The following is a 17,521-nucleotide window of genomic DNA, read 5'->3' on the forward strand; positions in this document are numbered from 1 at the left end:
CCCTCAATGCGAGCGCGACGTCCGGTTCGTGATCTCTACCTCACCCCACGCGCCCATCCCGCGCAGCGGGTTCGTTCTTCGGCCCCACACAGGTCGTTCCATAACAGCGGCTTGAAGGATCACTCCTGGCGCACACGCGCCGTCGGAGAGCTGGTGAGTTAGGTGTCTCCTTCCCACCCTGAGGGGCTAACGGCCCCGGAAGCAAGCGTCAGATTTTGACCACGAGCGCTCAGGCAAACTGCCCAATCCGTCGGCGATGCGATGATTTTTGCGTCACTAATGCGAGTGCTCGAAGCCGCACTGTCCGCAAATGCCGGCCTTTGTGGCCTGTTCGGCATTGGCATGCTCCTTGCTTCGTTGGTGATGTGCAGAGCGTCTAGGGTTCCGGCCGCAACGCAGCGGTGCTGGTCCAAGAGATGCGACCGCCAGGGATGCACTGAGGCATCCGGCGGAACACGGCGGGCCAAAATCCCGGGAGAACCCTGCACGGGTTTGCTGGCGCGAACCTCTCCCGGATGCGCGCTCGCAAATCCCAACATTAAGTCCGGTCGCAATCCGGATCGCGAACAGGGGTACGCAATGCTTCGCAAGCTGGCCGCAATCATCCTAGCCGCATCACTTCCCATCGTTTCCGCCGCCGGCGCGGCGCCCAAGAAAGACTTCAAGATATGCTGGTCGATCTATGTCGGCTGGATGCCGTGGGGCTATCTCTCCGATAGCGGCATCATGAAGAAATGGGCCGACAAAAACGGCATCAATGTCGAGATCACCCGCATCAACGACTATGTCGAAAGCATCAACCAGTACACCGCCGGCGGTTTCGACGGCTGTTCGATGACCAACATGGACGCGCTGTCGATCCCCGCAGGCGGCGGCGTCGACACCACCGCCTTGATCATCGGCGACTTCTCCAACGGCAATGATGCGGTGATCCTCAAGGACAAGGCAGCGCTCGCCGACATTGCCGGCCAGAAGGTCAATCTCGTCGAGCTCTCCGTCTCGCATTACCTGCTGGCGCGGGCGCTGGACACGGTCAAGCTCGCCGAGAAGGACATCACCGTCGTCAACACCTCCGACGCCGACATGGTCGCCGCCTACGGCACCAGCGACGTCACCTCGGTCGTTACCTGGAACCCGCTGGTTTCCGAGATCGTCGCCATGCCGGGTGCGAAAAAAGTTTTCGATTCGTCGCAGATTCCCGGCGAGATCATCGACATGATGGTCGTCAACACCGAGACGCTGAAGGACAATCCGGCATTGGGCAAGGCGCTTGTCGGCGCGTGGTACGAGGTGATGGAGCTGATGACCTCCGACACGCCGGAAGGCAAGGCAGCCAAGGAGGAGATGGCCAAGGCGTCCGGCACCGACCTCGCCGGCTTCGACGCGCAGCTTGCCTCGACGGCAATGTTCTTCGACCCCGCCAAGGCGGTCGAGTTCACCAATGGCAGCGAATTGCCGAAGACAATGGATCTTGTCCGCAACTTCCTGTTCAGCCACGGCATTCTCGGCACCAATGCGACGAGTGTCGACGTCGTCGGCATGAGCTTTGCCGATGGATCGACGCTGGGCGACGCCAAGAACGTCAAGCTGCGTTTCGATCCAGCGTTCATGGCCGAGGCGGCAACCGCAACGCCCTGACCCGACATGCTGGCCAGGGGAATGAGTGCCAGGGGTGAAGCCTCCGCGACGGGCGGGGAGGGCATTAAGCGTCCTTCCCGGCCAAAGCCGAGGGTGCGCCTTCGCATGATCAATGCGAAGGTTTCGCGCGGCGGCGCCTTGTTCCTCGGCGGCTTGCCATTCCTGTTCGTGGCAATCGCCTATCTCTTCGCTTCGGCGCAACGACTGACGGTCAATCCCAGCGACAAGCTGCTGCCTTCGCCGGTACAGATGTGGTCGGCCTTTCTTGACCTTGCCACGGTGCCGGACAAGCGCTCGGGCGACCTCATCCTTTGGGTCGACACCTATGCCAGTCTCCTCAGGCTGTTCGCGGGCGTGGGCGTTGCCACGGTCGCCGCGCTTTCGCTCGGCATTGCCATCGGCTTCATCCCGCGGGTGCGGGCGTTCCTGCTGCCCTTCGTCACCGTCGTTTGCGTCATCCCTCCGCTGGCGCTGCTGCCGATCCTGTTCATCGCGCTCGGCCTCGGCGAAACGGCCAAGATCACGCTGATCGCCGTCGGCGTCGCGCCGGTGATGGTGCGCGACATCGCCAACCGGGTGATGGAACTGCCACCAGAGTTGGTGGCCAAGGCGCAAACGCTTGGCGGCAACAGCTGGACCATGGTCTTGCGGCTGGTGCTGCCGCAGATCATGCCGCGCCTCCTCACTTGCGTGCGGCTGGCGCTCGGGCCGGCCTGGCTGTTCCTGATCGCCGCCGAAGCCATCGCCTCGACCGAAGGGCTGGGTTACCGCATCTTCCTCGTCCGCCGCTATCTCTCGATGGACGTCATCCTGCCCTATGTCGCCTGGATCACGCTGCTTGCCGTGATTACCGACTGGCTGCTGGTGCGGCTGTCGCGGGCAATCTCCCCTTGGGCGCATCCGGTGGAGGCCAGATGAGCCGCATCGTCGTTCACGGGCTGGAAAAGAGTTATGGCGATGCCCGCGTGCTCGAGCGGGTCAACGTCACCGCCGAGGCCGGCGAATTCCTGTCGCTGGTCGGCGCCAGCGGCTGCGGAAAATCGACGTTCCTGCGCATCCTGCTCGGCCAGGAGCAGCAGAGCAGCGGCGTCGTCATCGTCGGCGATGGCCCGATCGTGCCCGAGCCGACGCCGCAGCGCGGCATCGTCTTCCAGCGCTATTCGGTGTTTCCGCATCTGACCGCCATCCAGAACCTGCTGCTGGTCGAAGACTTTCGCTCGGGCGGGCCGTTTGGCCGCGTCTTCGGCGCCAGGCGCAGAAACGCCAGGCAACAGGCCGAGGCCATGCTGGCGCGGGTTGGCCTTGCCCATGCGCGCGACCTCTATCCGGCATCGCTCTCCGGCGGCATGCAGCAGCGGCTGGCGATTGCGCAGACCTTGCTCGGCCGGCCGCAGATCCTGCTTCTCGACGAGCCGTTCGGGGCGCTCGATCCGGGCATTCGCGTCGAGATGCACGAACTGCTGACCGAGCTGTGGACCGAGCATGGCATGACGGTGGTGATGGTCACCCACGATATCGGCGAGGCCTTCAAACTCGGCACCCGCGTGCTGGTTTTCGACAAGGTGCGCCACGATCCGCAGTTCCCGTCGGCTTACGGCGCGACGATCACCTACGATCTGAGGCTCGATCGCAAGACCCGGGCTTCCTCTCATCACTTGGCCAAGGTGGCCGCGATGGTCGGGACGACCCGGCCGGATACAGCAATGGCGACGACGGCGTCGTAACGGAGAGCTTGAATGTCCAGAAATATCCCCGAACGCAGCCACCGCCGGGCAGGGCTCGTCGCCCGGGCGGCCAGGGAGCGTTTTCACCACCCCGATTTCGACGCCCGCGGCACGCAGGGCTGGAAGTCGATCGAGGCCGAGGGCAAGCTGCCGGAAAGCGGCTGGCGCAAGGAGCAGCAATGGGCGCTCGACATGGGCCTGCCGGGGTCGGAGTCGATCGTCGACAAATCGATCCCGACATTCGCGCGCGGCGAGCTGCCGCATTTCGCCGGCATCAACACCTTCCTCAAGGCGCCCTATGTCGAGAACGTCCGCGATGTCGGCAAATATGATGCTGCCGTCATCGGCATTCCTTTCGACAGCGGCACCACTTACCGGCCGGGAACCCGCTTCGGGCCGCAAGGCATTCGCCGCATCTCGGCGCTGTACACGCCGTACAACTATGAGCTCGGCGTCGATTTGCGCGAGCAGATGACGCTGTGCGACGCCGGCGACGTCTTCACCATTCCCGCCAACCTGGAAAAGAGCTTCGACCAGATCACCAAGGGCGTCAGCCATGTCGCTTCGTCCGGCGCGCTGCCGATCATGCTGGGCGGCGACCACTCGATCGGTTTCCCTTGCGTGCGCGGCATCGCCGACGTGACCTCGAAGCGCATCGGCATCATCCATTTCGACCGCCATATCGACATCCAGGAAAAGGATCTCGACGAGCGCATGCACACCACGCCCTGGTACTGGGCGACCAACCTGCCGAACGTCTCGGCGACCAATCTCGTGCAGCTCGGCATCGGCGGCTGGCAGGTTCCCCGCTACGGCGTCGCCGAGGCGAGGAAGCGCGGCACCAACGTGCTGACCATTGCCGACATCGAGCAGATGGGCCTCGAGAAGGCGGCGGAAATCGCGCTCGAACTCGCATGGAAAGATACCGACGCCGTGTACATCTCCTTCGACGTCGACAGCCTCGATTGCGGTTTCGTACCCGGCACGGGCTGGCCTGAGCCGGGCGGCTTCCTGCCGCGCGAGGCGCTCAAGCTGCTTGGGCTGGTGACGGCGCCTGGCATTTGCGGCCTGGAAGTGGTCGAGGTCTCGCCGCCCTACGACACGTCGGACATCACCGCACTGTTCGGCGTGCGTGTCGTCGTCGAAGCGCTCGGCTCGATGGTCGCCCACGGCAATCTCGGCAAGCACAAATCGATCATCGACAAACCGGTGAGTTTTTGACCATGCACGACGATCATCACCACAGTCATGGCCATGGCGACGGCCACCACGGGCCGAACGGTCATCATGACCATCCGCACCCCCCCGGCCACAACGGGCCCGCTGGCAAGCCGCTGCAATGGCAGACGCCGCATCTGCCGGACCAGGCTCACGAGTTGCCGGTTGATCCCGCATCGGTCGATCTCGACCTGGTCGAAACCGCCTTCCTCGAAGGCTTTGCGCGGGCGCCGGACCCATCCAGCTTTCTGCGCCTGGCCGGCATACCCTTTGTCGGCGAGAGGGCCGACGGCGTGCGGCTTCATCTCTTGCGCGTCGAAACCGAGGATCTGGTTGACGTCGGCGCGGTCATGCCGCTCGTCGGCGGCACCGGCGTCGCCTATCACCCGCTGCCGGCGCGCCTGACATCGCACCGCCGCCGCCTCGCTTTCATCTATCACGATGGCGCTGAGCAAAAGCCGCTCGGCTTCGCCGCGGCGCGCGCCCTTGCGGACCGTTCCGCCGCTTCGCAATTCACCGTTCCCGGGCATTGAAACCAAACCCGTCACTCTCATCGAGCAGGTACAACCATGAAAACATTGGCAAGCATGAAAACATTGGCAAGCATGAAAACAATGGCAAGATTTGGCACCCTTTCAGCTCTCGCCGCCGTCACACCGTCGCTGGCGTTTGCCCATAGCGGCGGCGCTCACGTCCACGGCTTTTTCGCCGGCCTCGAACATCCGCTGTTCGGCATGGATCACCTGCTCGCAATGGTTGCAGTCGGCATGATCGGCGCCCGTGCCGGCGGGCGCAGCATTGTCCTTGTGCCGCTGTTCTTTGTCTCGGCCATGGTCGCCGGGGCCTTGCTCGGCATGGCCGGCATCGGCCTGCCTTCGCTTGAAACCGGCATCGCGCTGTCGCTTGTGGTCTTCGGCGCGATGGTCGGCCTCGTCAGCCCGCTGCCACTGGCCGCCGCGGCGGCACTGGCGGTCCTGTTCGGCCTCTTCCACGGCAACGCCCACGGCCTTGAGAGTCCCGAGAGCGCCGGCGGCATCGCCTACGCCGCTGGCTTCATGCTCGCCACGTCGATGCTGCATGCAATCGGCATTCTGTCCTCTGTCAAGCTGGCTCGTTGGCCGACGACGGTCCGCACCGCTGGAATCGCCACCTCGCTGGTTGGAATGGCCATCGCGGCCCAAGCTTTTTGAGACGTAGGCAGTCGGCGAACAGAACTGGAAAGCAGATGAGCCAGAAGTGGTCGATGAGGCTGCGGCGCGTCCGCGATTTGCTGTACCAGATCCTGAAGGTCCGAGCCCAACGGCTTTGAGGGCGCGGCATTCGCGTCCCTCCGGTCGAATTGAGCGTCAGAACTCGAGCGCCTGCCTGAGCGCCGGACCGCTCCTGACACGCAGATCGAGGTCGGCCTCGATATGGTCGATGTGGTGCAGCATCAGGGCGCTGGCGCGTTCGGAATTGCCATTTTCCAGCGCCTCCAGGATAGTCATGTGTTCGCTATGGCCGCAGCTCGAGACGCCCGAGCGGCCGTAGAGCGCGATCACCAGCGATGACCGCGCCACCAGTTCTTCCATGAAGCGCTGGAGGATGGCGTTTCCGGCAACCGAAGCCAGCAGCAGGTGAAAATCGCCCGAAGCCTTGATTTCCGAGCGTCTTGCATTTGGTCCGCGTTCGGCAATGAAGCGGCCCTCTTCATCGAGCTGCGCCTTGAAGGCAGCGACATGGTCCGGCGTCATCCGCCCGGCTGCGGCAATCGCTATGCCGGGCTCGATCAGCCTGCGCGAAGCGAAGACCTGACGCGCTTCCTCCGGCGACGGGTTGGCGACGAAGGCGCCGCGATTGCGCTCGGTCCGCACCAGGCCTTCGAAGGAGAGCATCTGCAGCGCCGCGCGCGCCACGGTGCGGCTGACATCGAATAAAGTGCCGACCTCGCCTTCCGACAGCTTGGTCCCGGGCGCCAGCCGGCGATCGACGATCGCGTCGCGCAACTGGTCGCGGATCGCCTGGGCGCGATCCTCGTTGGCACTGTCGACAGCAGGGAAAGTCTGGTCGGCTATATTCATGATGGTGGTCCCTGCGCCTTTCTACCCTGAATCGGGTCGCTTGCACGAGGGGCAAAGTGAATACGATGCCGGAAAAGATTGCATACGATTGTTGCGAGAATCGCTAGCGATCGCCTATAATTTGTGCATTCTCAGGCATGCCGTTTCGAGGGGCAGCCGGAGGCAATTCTGATTTTCCCAAGGAATCAGCCGTTTGAGGCCGATCTGGGGCAACTGGCATGCATGATGCTTTGCTTAAGTTGATTTAGAGAGGAAGCCGGATGTCCAAAGCCGCCGAAATCGACATCGTGTCCGTTTCGAAAATCTATGGCGCAACGACCGCCGTCGAAGACATCAGCTTGAAAATCCCCGCGGGAACCTATTGCTGCCTGCTCGGGCCGTCCGGCTGCGGCAAGACCTCGACGCTGCGCATGATTGCCGGGCACGAAAGCATATCGAGCGGCGACGTGCGTCTCGGCAACACGGTGGTCACCGACCTGCCGCCGGCCAGGCGCGGCACCGCCATGATGTTCCAGTCCTACGCGCTGTTTCCGCATCTCGACCTGATCGACAATGTTGCGTTCAGCCTCAAGATGAAGGGCGTCGGCAAGGAAGAGCGCCGCGCCAGGGCGCTCGATATGCTGAAGCTGATGCAGATGGAGGGCTACGCCGGCCGCCGCCCGGCGCAGCTTTCGGGCGGACAGCAGCAGCGCGTCGCTCTGGCCCGCGCGCTGATCACCGACCCCGAAGCGCTGCTGCTCGACGAGCCGCTATCGGCACTCGATCCATTCTTGAAGATCCGCATGCGGGCGGAACTGAAGAAGCTGCAGACGTCGCTCGGCATCACGTTCGTCCACGTCACCCACAGCCAGGAGGAGGCGATGGCGCTCGCCGACCTGATCGTGGTCATGAATGACGGCCGTATCGAGCAGGCGGCGCATCCGCGCATCGTCTTCGAGCGGCCGGCCACCGCGTTCGTCGCCCGCTTCATGGGCGATCACAACGTCGTCTCCGGTCGCGTCAGCGGCAGCCGCGACGGCATGGTCGTCTTCGATGTGCCGGGTGGGGCCTCGCTTGCGGCCAGCGGCCAGGGCAGGGCGATCGGCGAGCCGATCGATATCGCCATTCGCACCGACCATGTGCGGATCGGCGACCCACTGGCCACCGGGCTCGGCTTCACCGGCATCGCTTCCAACGTCGAATATCGCGGCTCGACCGTAAAACTCTCGGTCAATGGCGCCGGCATTGAGGATTTTACCGTCATCGTCGACGACACCAGCTTCTTCGCCAAGCCGGTCGCCGTCGGTGACGCGGTACCGATCGCCTGGGACGCCGAGGACGCGATCGTCCTTGGTCGTCTCGATTCCTGAACCAGAACCATCAATCAAAACAGGGGAACTGACATGACCAACACCACCGACAACAAGACAGGAATTTCCCGCCGCTCGCTGCTCAAGACCGGTGCTGCCGCCGTCGGTCTTGCCGCCGGTTCGGGTGCCATATCAGGGTTTCCGACGATCTGGGCGCAGAACCCGATCACGCTGCGCCAGTTCGGCACCGGCGTGTCGAACCTCAACGCCATTGCCGACAAGTGTAAGGCCGACCTCGGCATCACGCTGGAAATGACCGCGACCGATTCCGACGCCGCCGCCCAGCGCGCGGTGACCCAGCCGGACAGCTACGACATCGCCGACATCGAATACTGGATCGCCAAGAAGGTGTATCCGTCCGGCGTGATGCAGCCGATGGATGTCAAGAAGCTGAAATATTACGACAAGATCGTGCCGCTGTTCATCACCGGCAAGCTGACGCCCGACAGCGTCATCGCCCAGGGCACCGCGCCGCATACCGTCGGCTTCGTCGAGGCGCAGGACGCCAAGACCTTCGCCAAGCAGCCGACCCAGTGGATGACGATGGTTCCGACCATCTACAACGCCGATACGCTCGGCATCCGCCCCGACCTTGTCGGCCGCGACATCACCACCTGGGCCGACATCATGGATCCGGCCTTCAAGGGCAAGGCCGCCATCCTCAACATCCCGTCGATCGGCATCATGGATGCGGCGATGATCATGGAAGCCATGGGCAACGTCAAATATGCCGACAAGGGCAACATGACCAAGGAGGAGATCGACAAGACGATCGACTTCCTGATCAAGGCCAAGCAGGACGGCCAGTTCCGTGCCTTCTGGAAATCGTTCGACGAGAGCGTTAATTTGATGGCTTCGGGCGAAGTGGTCATCCAGTCGATGTGGTCGCCGGCCGTCGCTGCGGTGCGCTCCAAGGGCATCGCCTGCAAGTACCAGCCGCTCAAGGAAGGCTATCGCTCGTGGGGCGGCGGCCTTGGCCTGGCGGCGCACCTCAAGGGCGCCGAACTCGACGCCGCCTACGAATACATCAACTGGTACCTCTCCGGCTGGGTCGGCGCCTACCTCAACCGCCAAGGCTACTACTCGGCCGCCATGGATACGGCCAAGCAGTTCATGTCCGAGGACGAGTGGGGCTACTGGGTCGACGGCAAGCCGGCCAAGGGCGACATCATGGCGCCGGACGGCAAGATCATGGAGAAGGCAGGCGCGGTGCGTGACGGCGGCTCTTTTGTCGAGCGCATGGGCAAGGTCGCCTGCTGGAACTCGGTCATGGACGAGGACCGCTACATGGTGAGGCGCTGGAACGAATTCATCGCGGCGTAGCGCCTTCTTGCCTTCTCCCCTTGTGGGAGAAGGTGGCCGAGCGAAGCTCGGTCGGATGAGGGGTGTTGGACGGATCGCCAACGCTGAGTTTCTTCCAACACCCCTCATCCGTCTTGCCGCTGCGCGCCAATCCACCTTCTCCCACAAGGGGAGAAGGGACGCAGCTCCGGCCGCCTCGCAGCCTACCGAGATGTTGATGACAGCAGTGCTCGAACGTCCTGGAATGATCAAGGCCAAACCGGCCAAACGCCGCCGCCTGTCTCTTGCCCGCCTCGTCCCCTACCTCCAGGCGGCGCCGCTGGCGCTGATCCTCGGCGCGTTCCTTTTGCTGCCGATCCTGATGATCGCCGTGGTCTCCTTCTGGGACTACGATTTCGCGGCGATGTATCCGGATTTCCTGACCATCAACTACGCCGACACGCTCGGCTCGTGGGTGACCTGGAAAACCTATCTGAACACGCTGAAATACGCTGGTATCGTCTGGGCACTGACGCTGTTCGTCGGCTTCTGGGTCGCCTATTTCCTCGCCTTCCATATCAGGACCACCGCCATGCAGATGGTGCTGTTCCTGGTCTGCACGGTGCCGTTCCTGACATCCAACATCATCCGCATGATCTCGTGGATTCCGGTGCTTGGCCGCAACGGCCTGGTCAACTCGACGCTGGTTGAGATCGGGCTGATCTCGAAGCCGATCGAATGGCTGCTCTATTCCGAATTCGCCGTGGTGCTGGCCATGGTGCATCTCTACACGCTGTTCATGGTGACACCGATCTTCAACACGCTGATGCGCATCGACAAGTCGCTGATCGAGGCTGCGCGCGATGCCGGCGCGTCCGGCTGGCAGGTGTTGTGGAACGTCGTCATCCCGCTTGCCAAGCCCGGCATGGCAATCGGCACCATCTTCGTCGTCACGCTGGTGATGGCCGACTTTTCGACGGTGCAGGTGATGTCCGGCGGACAGAGCGCATCCGTCGCGCTGATGATGAAGAACCAGATGTCGCTGCTGCAATATCCGGCAGCGGCCGCCAACGCGGTCGTGCTGCTGGTGCTGGTGCTGCTGATGGTCGCCGGCATCCTGCGCATCGTCGACATCCGCAAGGAGCTGTGAGGCGATGAGCCGGGACAAGCGCACCCTCGAATTCTACGTGCTGGCGGCCTTCTTCGCCCTTTTCGTGCTGTTTCTCTACGGCCCGCTCTCGGCGATCCTGATCCTGTCCTTCCAGGGCGAGAATGGCGGGCTGACCTTTCCGCTGAACGGCGTTTCGCTGCACTGGTTCGCCAATCTGTTCGAACGCCAGGCGGTCGGTGATTTCGGCGGCAGCTTCAAACGCTCCTTTATTCTTGGCCTGATGGTGATGATCGTCACCGTCGGCGTGTCGCTGCTTGCCGGTCTTGCCTTTCGGCAAAAATTTCGCGGCGCCACCGCATTGTTCTATCTGGCAGTCGCCAGCCTGGTCGTGCCGTCGATCATCATCTCGCTCGGCATCGGCGTCGTCTTCCAGCAGATCGGCTTTCGTCCCGCCTGGTACACCTCTGCTTTTGGTGCCCATCTGACCTGGACCTTGCCTTTCGGCGTGCTGATCATGTTCGCGGTCTTCAACCGGTTTTCGCCGGCCTATGAGGAAGCTGCGCGGGACTTGGGCGCGACCTCCTGGCAGACCTTCGCGCATGTCGTGCTGCCGATGATCGCGCCCAGCCTGATCGGTGTCGGCCTGTTCGGTTTCACCCTGTCCTATGACGAGTTCGCCCGCACCCTGATGACCTCGGGCACGTTCAACACGCTGCCGCTCGAAATCTACGGCATGACGACGAATGTGACGACGCCAGTGCTCTATGCGCTGGGCACCGTGACCACGGTATTTTCCTTCCTGGTGATTTTGGCGACGCTCGGCGCAATCGCCTATGTCGGTGGCCGTCGGCCGCGAGCTTGAGAGAACCGCAGTGCAGATCCTCGTCGTCAATCCGAACACCACCGCCAGCATGACCGAAACCATTGCAGCGGCGGCGCGGCTCGTCGCCGCCGCCGGAACGGAGATCGTCGCCGTCACCTCGTCGATGGGACCTGTGTCGATCGAAGGCTACTACGACGAGGCGCTTGCCGTGCCGGGCTTGCTGGTCGAGATCGCCGCCGGCGAACGCTCGGGCGCGCTGGCTGCGATCGTCGCCTGTTTCGACGACACCGGCCTGGATGCGGCGCGCGCCATGGCCAACATTCCGGTCATCGGCATCTGCGAGGCAGCGCTCAGCACGGCGTCTTTCATCGCCCAGCGCTTCACCGTCGTCACCACGACCGAGCGCTCGCGCGTGCCGGTCGAAGCGCTGGTGCAGCGCTATGGCATGGCGGGACGGGCACGCGTGCGCGCTGCCGACATTCCGGTTCTTGCGCTCGAAGACCCAACCTCCGATGCGATCCTGAAGCTGCGCGGCGAGATCGCGCGCGCGCTCGACGAGGATCGCGCCGAGGCCATCGTGCTTGGCTGTGCCGGCATGGCCGATCTCGCCGCCGCGCTGCGGCGGGAGTTCGGCGTTCCGGTCATCGACGGCGTCGGCGCCGCGGTCAAGCAGGCCGAGGCACTGATCGCGCTTGGCCTGTCGACGTCCAAGCGTGGCGCCTATGCAAACCCGCTGGCAAAGCCCTATCTTGGCGCATTGAAGTCCTTCGCCCCCGGTACCGTAGCCGCCGAGTGAGGCAATGCGCCGAACGATCAGAACGCTCGCACTTGAAGACGTAAAAATCCTTGTCGACTGGGCGGCAGCGGAGGGCTGGAATCCGGGCCTCGGCGATGCCATGGCGTTCCATGCGGCGGATCCGGACGGCTTCATCGGCGCCTTTGTCGATGGCGAGATGGTGGCCGGTATTTCGGCCGTCGCCTATGGCGACGATTTCGGCTTCATCGGTCTCTACATCTGTCGGCCGGACAGGCGCGGCGAGGGCCATGGCAAGGCGGTCTGGGATGCCGGCATGGGGCGGCTCGGCGACCGTACGGTCGGCCTCGATGGTGTCGTCGAACAGCAGGCCAATTACCGCAGCATGGGTTTTGCGCCGGTCTACCGGACGATCCGGTTCGTCGGATCGCCGAACGGTCCGGCAACTGCCGACAGCGATATTTGCGTCATAGGCCCGGAAGCCGATGTCCTGGACTACGACAGCCGGTTCTTTCCCGCTCCGCGGCGATCCTTCCTGGAACACTGGCTGCGCCCGCCGCACGTCGCGCTTGCGATCGTCAGGGATCGCGCCATCGAGGGGTATGGCGTCGCGCGCCGCTGCCGTGACGGTTGCAAGATCGGGCCGCTCTTTGCCAACAGCCTGGACGTGGCAAGTCGCCTTTTCACGGCGCTCGCCAACGCTTCCAGACCCGGCAATGTCCATCTCGACGTTCCCGAGACCAGCGGGCAATTTGCAGCCAGGCTGACGTCCGCTGGCCTTCAACCGGGCTTCGAGACGGCTCGAATGTATAGGGGAAAAGCGCCGCAGCTTACGCAGTCAGGTGTCTTTGCGATAACCACCCTGGAGCTTGGTTGACCGGACGGCGCTAATACAGCGGCTTAGCCATGTGCCGGGGCGCTGGCCATTCGGTCGTGATCCCGGGCTGCACCGGCCGCTCGAGATAGGTCGACAGAACCACATAGCTTCGCGTCGAGGTCACGCCAGGCGTTTCGTAAAGCCGCGACAGCAGCCCTTCGAGCGCCCTTGTGTCCTCGGTGCGGACCTTGATCAGCATGCATGTGTCGCCGGCCACCGAATGGATCTCCTCGACTTCGGGGTGCTCGGAAATCGCCATCAGTTCGGGGGTTTTTCCCCAGCCCTTGGTGTCGATGTGCACGAAGGCAAGCAGCGGCTTGCGCACCGCCTTGGGATCGATGATCGCCGCTGTGTTGCGAATGGCGCCGCTGCGCCGAAGCCGCTTCACCCGTTCATGCGCGGCCGGCGGCGACAGGCCGACACGATCGCCGAGCTCGGCATAGCTGACCGTGGCGTCGTCGACCAGAACGCCTAATATTTTTCGGTCGGTCGCGTCGACATCGCGGGCAGCAGGCCTGTTCTGCAGAATGCCATCTGTTTCTTCATCCATGGTGAAATTCCTTATTGATACAGAATTTAATACGGCGATTATCGGCATATGTCGAACAGTGATCAAGTCGCAACATTTACGGCAAGGCCGCCTATCCCGGCGCTCGCCTATCTCTTGACCGGATGCATCGCGGTGATCGGCTCGAACTCGCTGGTTCTCGGTCCGATAGCGCCGGCGGTGGCCGCGTCGTTTGCGACGAGCGTGCCGGCCGTCATGATCGCGTCCGCTGCGTTCGGGCTTGGCACGTCGGCAAGCGCCCTGTTCCTGGCCCGCCATATCGATCGGCTCGGCGCCCGCCGCATGCTGCAAGGGGCGTTGCTGCTGCTGGCGATCGCGCTTCTCGCCAGCGCCGCCGCGCCGACGGTAACGATGCTGGTTACGGCCCAGCTTGTTGCCGGCATCGCCGCCGGTATCGCCATGCCGGCAATCTATGCCAGCGCCGCGGCGATCGCGCCGCCTGGCCGCGAAAGTGGAACCATCGGTGTCGTGCTGACCGGATGGACCCTGAGCATGGTCGCCGGCGTCTCATTGTCGGCGGTGCTTGCCGATCTGGTGCATTGGCGCGCCGTTTTCGCAGCGGTTGCGGTGCTTGCGGCGCTCGCGTTGACCGGCCTTACGCTGACGTCGTTGAGCAACGTCAGGAAAAGCGGCCCGGCGCCGACGCCGCTCGGCGCCTTGGCCGTTCCCGGCATAGTGCCGCTCCTGGTCGCCTGCGGCGCCTTCATGACCGCCTTCTATGGCGTCTATGGTTATCTTGGCGATCACCTTCACAACGGCTTGGGACGGCCGGTCAGCGCCAACGGCTTGGCGGCGCTCGCCTATGGCGCCGGCTTCGGCATGGCGGCACTTCTGGACGGCGTGATCGATCGGCTTGGCGCGCGACGTGTCATGCCGTTCGCCTATCTCCTCGTCGCGGCCGTCTATGTCGCGCTCGCCGCGGCAGGCAGCAGTTTCCATCTGACCATCGCAATGATCGCGGTCTGGGGCCTTGCCAATCATTTCGGGCTGAACGTCCTGGTGATGCGCCTCTCGGCGCTCGATCCTGCGCGGCGCGGCACGATCATGGGCTTGAACAGCGCAGTGACCTATCTCGCGGTGTTTGTCGGCACCACCGCCTTCGGACCGCTTTATTCCAGCTTCGGCTTTGCGGCATCTGCAATGGTCGCCGCGCTGCTCATGCTGGTTGCCGCTTCGGCGGCGTGGCATTCGCCGCGGCCCGTGTAGTCGCGGAGCCACGCGGCGGCAGAGCTTGCGCTCCCCGCCTTTCCTTCGATAAATGCAAATGAAAGTGCCACGCGTCCGGAAGCGCTGTATACCGGTATCCGGCTGTGAGCCTGTCTGGACAAGCGATGAACATGACGCTTGAAATCACCGCCGACCCTTCGCCGAAAGAACTCGCTTTTCTCGCGGAGCGGCTCAGCGCGTTCAACGACGGCGAAGTCGGTCCGGCCAACAGGAAGGTGCTCGCCGTGTTCGTGCGCGACGAGCACCGTGCGGTTGTCGCCGGCATCTCGGGATACACCGCCTGGGGCTGGCTCTATGTGCAGTGGCTGTGGGTTGATGAGCGGCTGCGCGGCCAGCGCATGGCCGGCAGGATGCTGGACGCAGCCGAACAGGAGGCCGTCGCACGCGGCTGTCATGGCGCCTTGATCGACACCTTCAATCCCCAGGCGGCCAAGGCCTATGAGCGTCAGGGGTATCGGCTGTTCGGCGTGCTTCCCGATTTTCCCGCCGGTCGCAGCCGCGTCTTCCTGCAGAAAAAACTGCTGACTTGATCAGCCGGCAAGGCGCCCGCCGCGCATCGGCTGTGGCACACCGGTGGTGGTCGGAAAACTGATCGGCAGGCCCCTGAGCACGCGAACCGCCAGGAAGGCAAAGCACTCCGCCTCGACCGCGTCACCCTTCCAGCCGAGCGCCTCCGCCGGCACCGCTTCGACACCAGCGCGGCTGGCGAGCATGGCCATGATCGTCGGGTTGTGGCGGCCGCCGCCGCTGACCACCAGCCGCTTTGGCCGGTGCGGCAGGAGGTCGAGCGCCTTGCCGACGGCTGCGGCGGTGAAGGCCGTCAGCAGTGCGGCGCCATCCTCAGCGTTCATCCCATCCGCCATGGCCGCGCCGAAATCGAACCGGTCAAGCGACTTTGGATAGGGCTTGGCCAGGTAGGGATGCTGCAGGAGCTTGGCCAGCCGGTCTTCGTCGACGGTGCCGGTCCGCGCCAGCGCGCCGTCGCGATCCATTTCGCCCAGCCCTTTCGCCTTGATGAAATCGTTCAACGGCGCATTGGCCGGTCCGGTGTCGAAGGCGACGACATTGTCCTTGCCGTCCCACCAGGTGATGTTGGCGACGCCGCCGAGATTGAGCACCGCCGTGTCGCCGCTGATATCGGCATCGCGAAGCAGCGCGGCGTGGTAGGCCGCGGACAGCGGCGCCCCTTGCCCGCCGGCGCGCATGTCGGCCGAACGGAAATCATAGGCGACCTTGGTCCCCAGTATGGCATGCATCAAAGCCCCATCGCCGAGCTGGCGGGTCTGGCCGAGCCGGCCGGTTTGTGGGGCGCGATGCAGCACGGTCTGGCCATGGAAGCCGACGACGCCGATATTGGCCATCGTCAGCCCGTAGCTTTCGACCAGGTCCTTGACGGCTACTGACTGGGCGCGCGTCAGCGCTTGTTCAGCTTCGCGAAAGATCGCCGGCTCCGGTCCGGCAAAATTCCACGCCCTGGCCTGATCCAGCGTCTCCTCCAGCAGCGTCCGGATCGAGCCGGGGTAAGGCGCCAGCGTATAGGTGCCGAAATCCTCGATCCGCTCGCCGTCGGTCTTGATCAGCGCAACATCGATATTGCCGTCCAGCACGGTGCCGGTCATCAGGCCGACGGCCCAGATTGGTTCGCCACTTTTCGCAATCATCATTTGATAGGCTCCGTTGACGCGATCGCCGACCGATTGGCGAATCTCGATAATCCCGCTGTCGAAATGATGTGTCGGATGGATCCGTTTGGTGAGCAAGGTCCCATGCCTTGCCTTTGTCGAAGTCGATCCGCCCTGTATACTGGTATACCGGCATCCAGGGTTCACAGCGTCTTTTCGCCGATCGCCTTTCGCAAAAACCCGCCCGCATTGTCGAGCGCCTTGCGCGCCTCTTCGATGCCCATCCCGGTGATTGTCACCAGTATCGCCAGCTTGACGTCTTTGCCGGTCTGGTCGAGCGCCCGTCGTGCCTGCTGCGCTGTGCAGCCGGTGGTCTGCATGACGATCCCGACCGCCCTGGCGACAAGCTTCTTGTTGCTGGGATTGAGGTCGACCATCAGGTTCTGATAGCTCTTGCCGATCCGGATCATGCTGGCTGTCGTCAGCATGTTGAGAACCAGCTTTTGCGCGGTTCCCGACTTCAGCCGGGTCGAGCCGGCGAGAACCTCGGGACCGACAAGCGGAGAGATGGCAATGTCGGCAATTCCGGCAATGACTGACCTGGGGTTGCAGGAAAGCGCCACCGTCGTTGCTCCGACCTGCCTTGCATAGGTCAAGCCGCCGATGACGTAGGGTGTGCGGCCGCTGACCGCGATGCCGACCACCACATCGTCGGCGGTCAACTTGATGCCCTGCAGTGCCTTGATGCCTTGTTGCGGATCGTCCTCGGCGCCTTCCACAGCCCGCACCAGCGCTTTGGGGCCGCCGGCGATCAGGCCGAGCACCATGTCCTCGGGCACGCCGAATGTCGGTGGACACTCCGAGGCGTCGAGGACCCCCAGCCGGCCGCTCGTGCCGGCGCCCATATAGACAAGCCGCGCGCCTTTTTGAAACGCACTAACGATCCGGTCTACCGCGGCAGCAATTTCCGGAATGACCTTCTCGACGGCGGCCGGAACGCCGCTGTCCTCGTCATTGATCAGGCGCAGGATCTCAATGGTCGGCAGCAGGTCGATATCCATCGTCCTCGGGTTCCGATCCTCGGAAACCAACCGCTCCAGCTCCGACATCAACTCCTGTTCGTTCATCCGCCTGCTTTCAAACTTCTTGCCATCGGCAACAAGTAATGTGATGCGGCGCCGGGCGTTGACCAGTACCAGCGACTAGCATCGACAGGCTCGCCAGCCAAACAAATGTTGACAACATCATCTGTTGTTGTTCAAAGTTCAG

Annotated in this window: 18 protein-coding genes and 1 riboswitch; of the genes, 14 read left to right on the top strand and 4 right to left on the bottom strand. The window is 63.6% G+C overall.

Annotated elements, in window-relative coordinates; genetic code table 11:
• The first annotated feature begins 365 nt into the window (after positions 1 to 365).
• A riboswitch (guanidine-I (ykkC/yxkD leader) is annotated at positions 366 to 480 on the top strand.
• Between the two features lie 99 nt (positions 481 to 579).
• The 6 genes from AC0L2V_RS15620 (at position 580) to AC0L2V_RS15645 (ending at position 5,770) form a co-directional block, all read left to right on the top strand.
• Entirely contained in the window at positions 580 to 1,638 is a 1,059-nt protein-coding gene (locus tag AC0L2V_RS15620) for a putative urea ABC transporter substrate-binding protein (protein WP_473520550.1), read from the top strand.
• Positions 1,639 to 1,743: 105 nt separating this feature from the next.
• Positions 1,744 to 2,556: an ABC transporter permease gene (locus tag AC0L2V_RS15625; protein ID WP_473520551.1), complete on the top strand. Its 813-nt coding sequence runs from the start codon at positions 1,744 to 1,746 to the stop codon at positions 2,554 to 2,556.
• Positions 2,553 to 3,362: an ATP-binding cassette domain-containing protein gene (locus AC0L2V_RS15630; RefSeq protein ID WP_473520552.1), complete on the top strand. Its 810-nt coding sequence runs from the start codon at positions 2,553 to 2,555 to the stop codon at positions 3,360 to 3,362. The genes AC0L2V_RS15625 and AC0L2V_RS15630 overlap by 4 nt, the downstream gene beginning before the upstream one ends.
• A gap of 12 nt (positions 3,363 to 3,374) precedes the next feature.
• Positions 3,375 to 4,583, top strand: a complete 1,209-nt coding sequence (locus AC0L2V_RS15635) for an agmatinase family protein (RefSeq protein ID WP_077381532.1) — start codon at positions 3,375 to 3,377, stop codon at positions 4,581 to 4,583.
• Between the two features lie 2 nt (positions 4,584 to 4,585).
• A complete protein-coding gene (locus AC0L2V_RS15640) occupies positions 4,586 to 5,113 on the top strand; it encodes a hypothetical protein (protein WP_473520553.1) in 528 nt (175 codons plus the stop codon).
• An 81-nt stretch (positions 5,114 to 5,194) separates the two neighbouring features.
• Complete coding sequence (locus AC0L2V_RS15645) at positions 5,195 to 5,770, top strand: HupE/UreJ family protein (RefSeq protein WP_473520554.1); 576 nt, start codon at positions 5,195 to 5,197, stop codon at positions 5,768 to 5,770.
• A 156-nt stretch (positions 5,771 to 5,926) separates the two neighbouring features.
• Here AC0L2V_RS15645 and AC0L2V_RS15650 read toward each other — a convergent pair whose 3' ends face one another.
• Positions 5,927 to 6,640 (bottom strand): GntR family transcriptional regulator, encoded by a 714-nt coding sequence (locus tag AC0L2V_RS15650; protein ID WP_473520555.1) that lies wholly within the window; start codon positions 6,638 to 6,640, stop codon positions 5,927 to 5,929.
• A gap of 260 nt (positions 6,641 to 6,900) precedes the next feature.
• On the opposite strand from AC0L2V_RS15650, the gene AC0L2V_RS15655 reads away from it, so the two are divergent.
• The 6 genes from AC0L2V_RS15655 (at position 6,901) to AC0L2V_RS15680 (ending at position 12,835) form a co-directional block, all read left to right on the top strand.
• The gene (locus tag AC0L2V_RS15655; RefSeq protein WP_473520556.1) at positions 6,901 to 7,989 is read left to right on the top strand and encodes an ABC transporter ATP-binding protein; all 1,089 of its coding nucleotides are present in this window, start codon (positions 6,901 to 6,903) and stop codon (positions 7,987 to 7,989) included.
• 33 nt (positions 7,990 to 8,022) lie between these two features.
• Positions 8,023 to 9,312: an ABC transporter substrate-binding protein gene (locus tag AC0L2V_RS15660; protein ID WP_473508929.1), complete on the top strand. Its 1,290-nt coding sequence runs from the start codon at positions 8,023 to 8,025 to the stop codon at positions 9,310 to 9,312.
• 223 nt (positions 9,313 to 9,535) lie between these two features.
• Complete coding sequence (locus tag AC0L2V_RS15665; protein ID WP_473508976.1) at positions 9,536 to 10,420, top strand: ABC transporter permease; 885 nt, start codon at positions 9,536 to 9,538, stop codon at positions 10,418 to 10,420.
• Between the two features lie 4 nt (positions 10,421 to 10,424).
• Positions 10,425 to 11,243, top strand: coding sequence for an ABC transporter permease (locus tag AC0L2V_RS15670; protein WP_023800164.1), 819 nt, complete (start codon positions 10,425 to 10,427; stop codon positions 11,241 to 11,243).
• Complete coding sequence (locus AC0L2V_RS15675; protein ID WP_473508927.1) at positions 11,215 to 12,000, top strand: aspartate/glutamate racemase family protein; 786 nt, start codon at positions 11,215 to 11,217, stop codon at positions 11,998 to 12,000. Before AC0L2V_RS15670 ends, AC0L2V_RS15675 begins: the two co-directional genes overlap by 29 nt.
• A 4-nt stretch (positions 12,001 to 12,004) precedes the next feature.
• On the top strand, positions 12,005 to 12,835 hold the full coding sequence (locus tag AC0L2V_RS15680) for a GNAT family N-acetyltransferase (RefSeq protein ID WP_473520557.1): 831 nt from the start codon (positions 12,005 to 12,007) through the stop codon (positions 12,833 to 12,835).
• Positions 12,836 to 12,845: 10 nt separating this feature from the next.
• Here AC0L2V_RS15680 and AC0L2V_RS15685 read toward each other — a convergent pair whose 3' ends face one another.
• Positions 12,846 to 13,385, bottom strand: a complete 540-nt coding sequence (locus AC0L2V_RS15685; protein ID WP_123146884.1) for an Lrp/AsnC family transcriptional regulator — start codon at positions 13,383 to 13,385, stop codon at positions 12,846 to 12,848.
• A gap of 48 nt (positions 13,386 to 13,433) precedes the next feature.
• Here AC0L2V_RS15685 and AC0L2V_RS15690 point away from each other — a divergent pair, with 48 nt between their 5' ends.
• Together AC0L2V_RS15690 and AC0L2V_RS15695 are read left to right on the top strand one after the other, a co-directional pair.
• Entirely contained in the window at positions 13,434 to 14,609 is a 1,176-nt protein-coding gene (locus AC0L2V_RS15690) for an MFS transporter (protein WP_473508921.1), read from the top strand.
• A gap of 125 nt (positions 14,610 to 14,734) precedes the next feature.
• The gene (locus tag AC0L2V_RS15695; protein WP_473508919.1) at positions 14,735 to 15,160 is read left to right on the top strand and encodes a GNAT family N-acetyltransferase; all 426 of its coding nucleotides are present in this window, start codon (positions 14,735 to 14,737) and stop codon (positions 15,158 to 15,160) included.
• On the opposite strand, the gene AC0L2V_RS15700 is transcribed toward AC0L2V_RS15695, so the two are convergent.
• On the bottom strand, positions 15,161 to 16,291 hold the full coding sequence (locus AC0L2V_RS15700) for an anhydro-N-acetylmuramic acid kinase (RefSeq protein WP_473508974.1): 1,131 nt from the start codon (positions 16,289 to 16,291) through the stop codon (positions 15,161 to 15,163).
• 164 nt (positions 16,292 to 16,455) lie between these two features.
• The gene (gene murQ, locus AC0L2V_RS15705) at positions 16,456 to 17,379 is read right to left on the bottom strand and encodes an N-acetylmuramic acid 6-phosphate etherase (protein WP_473508917.1); all 924 of its coding nucleotides are present in this window, start codon (positions 17,377 to 17,379) and stop codon (positions 16,456 to 16,458) included.
• Positions 17,380 to 17,521: the final 142 nt, after the last annotated feature.

It is taken from the genome of Mesorhizobium sp. WSM4814 (assembly GCF_055811595.1).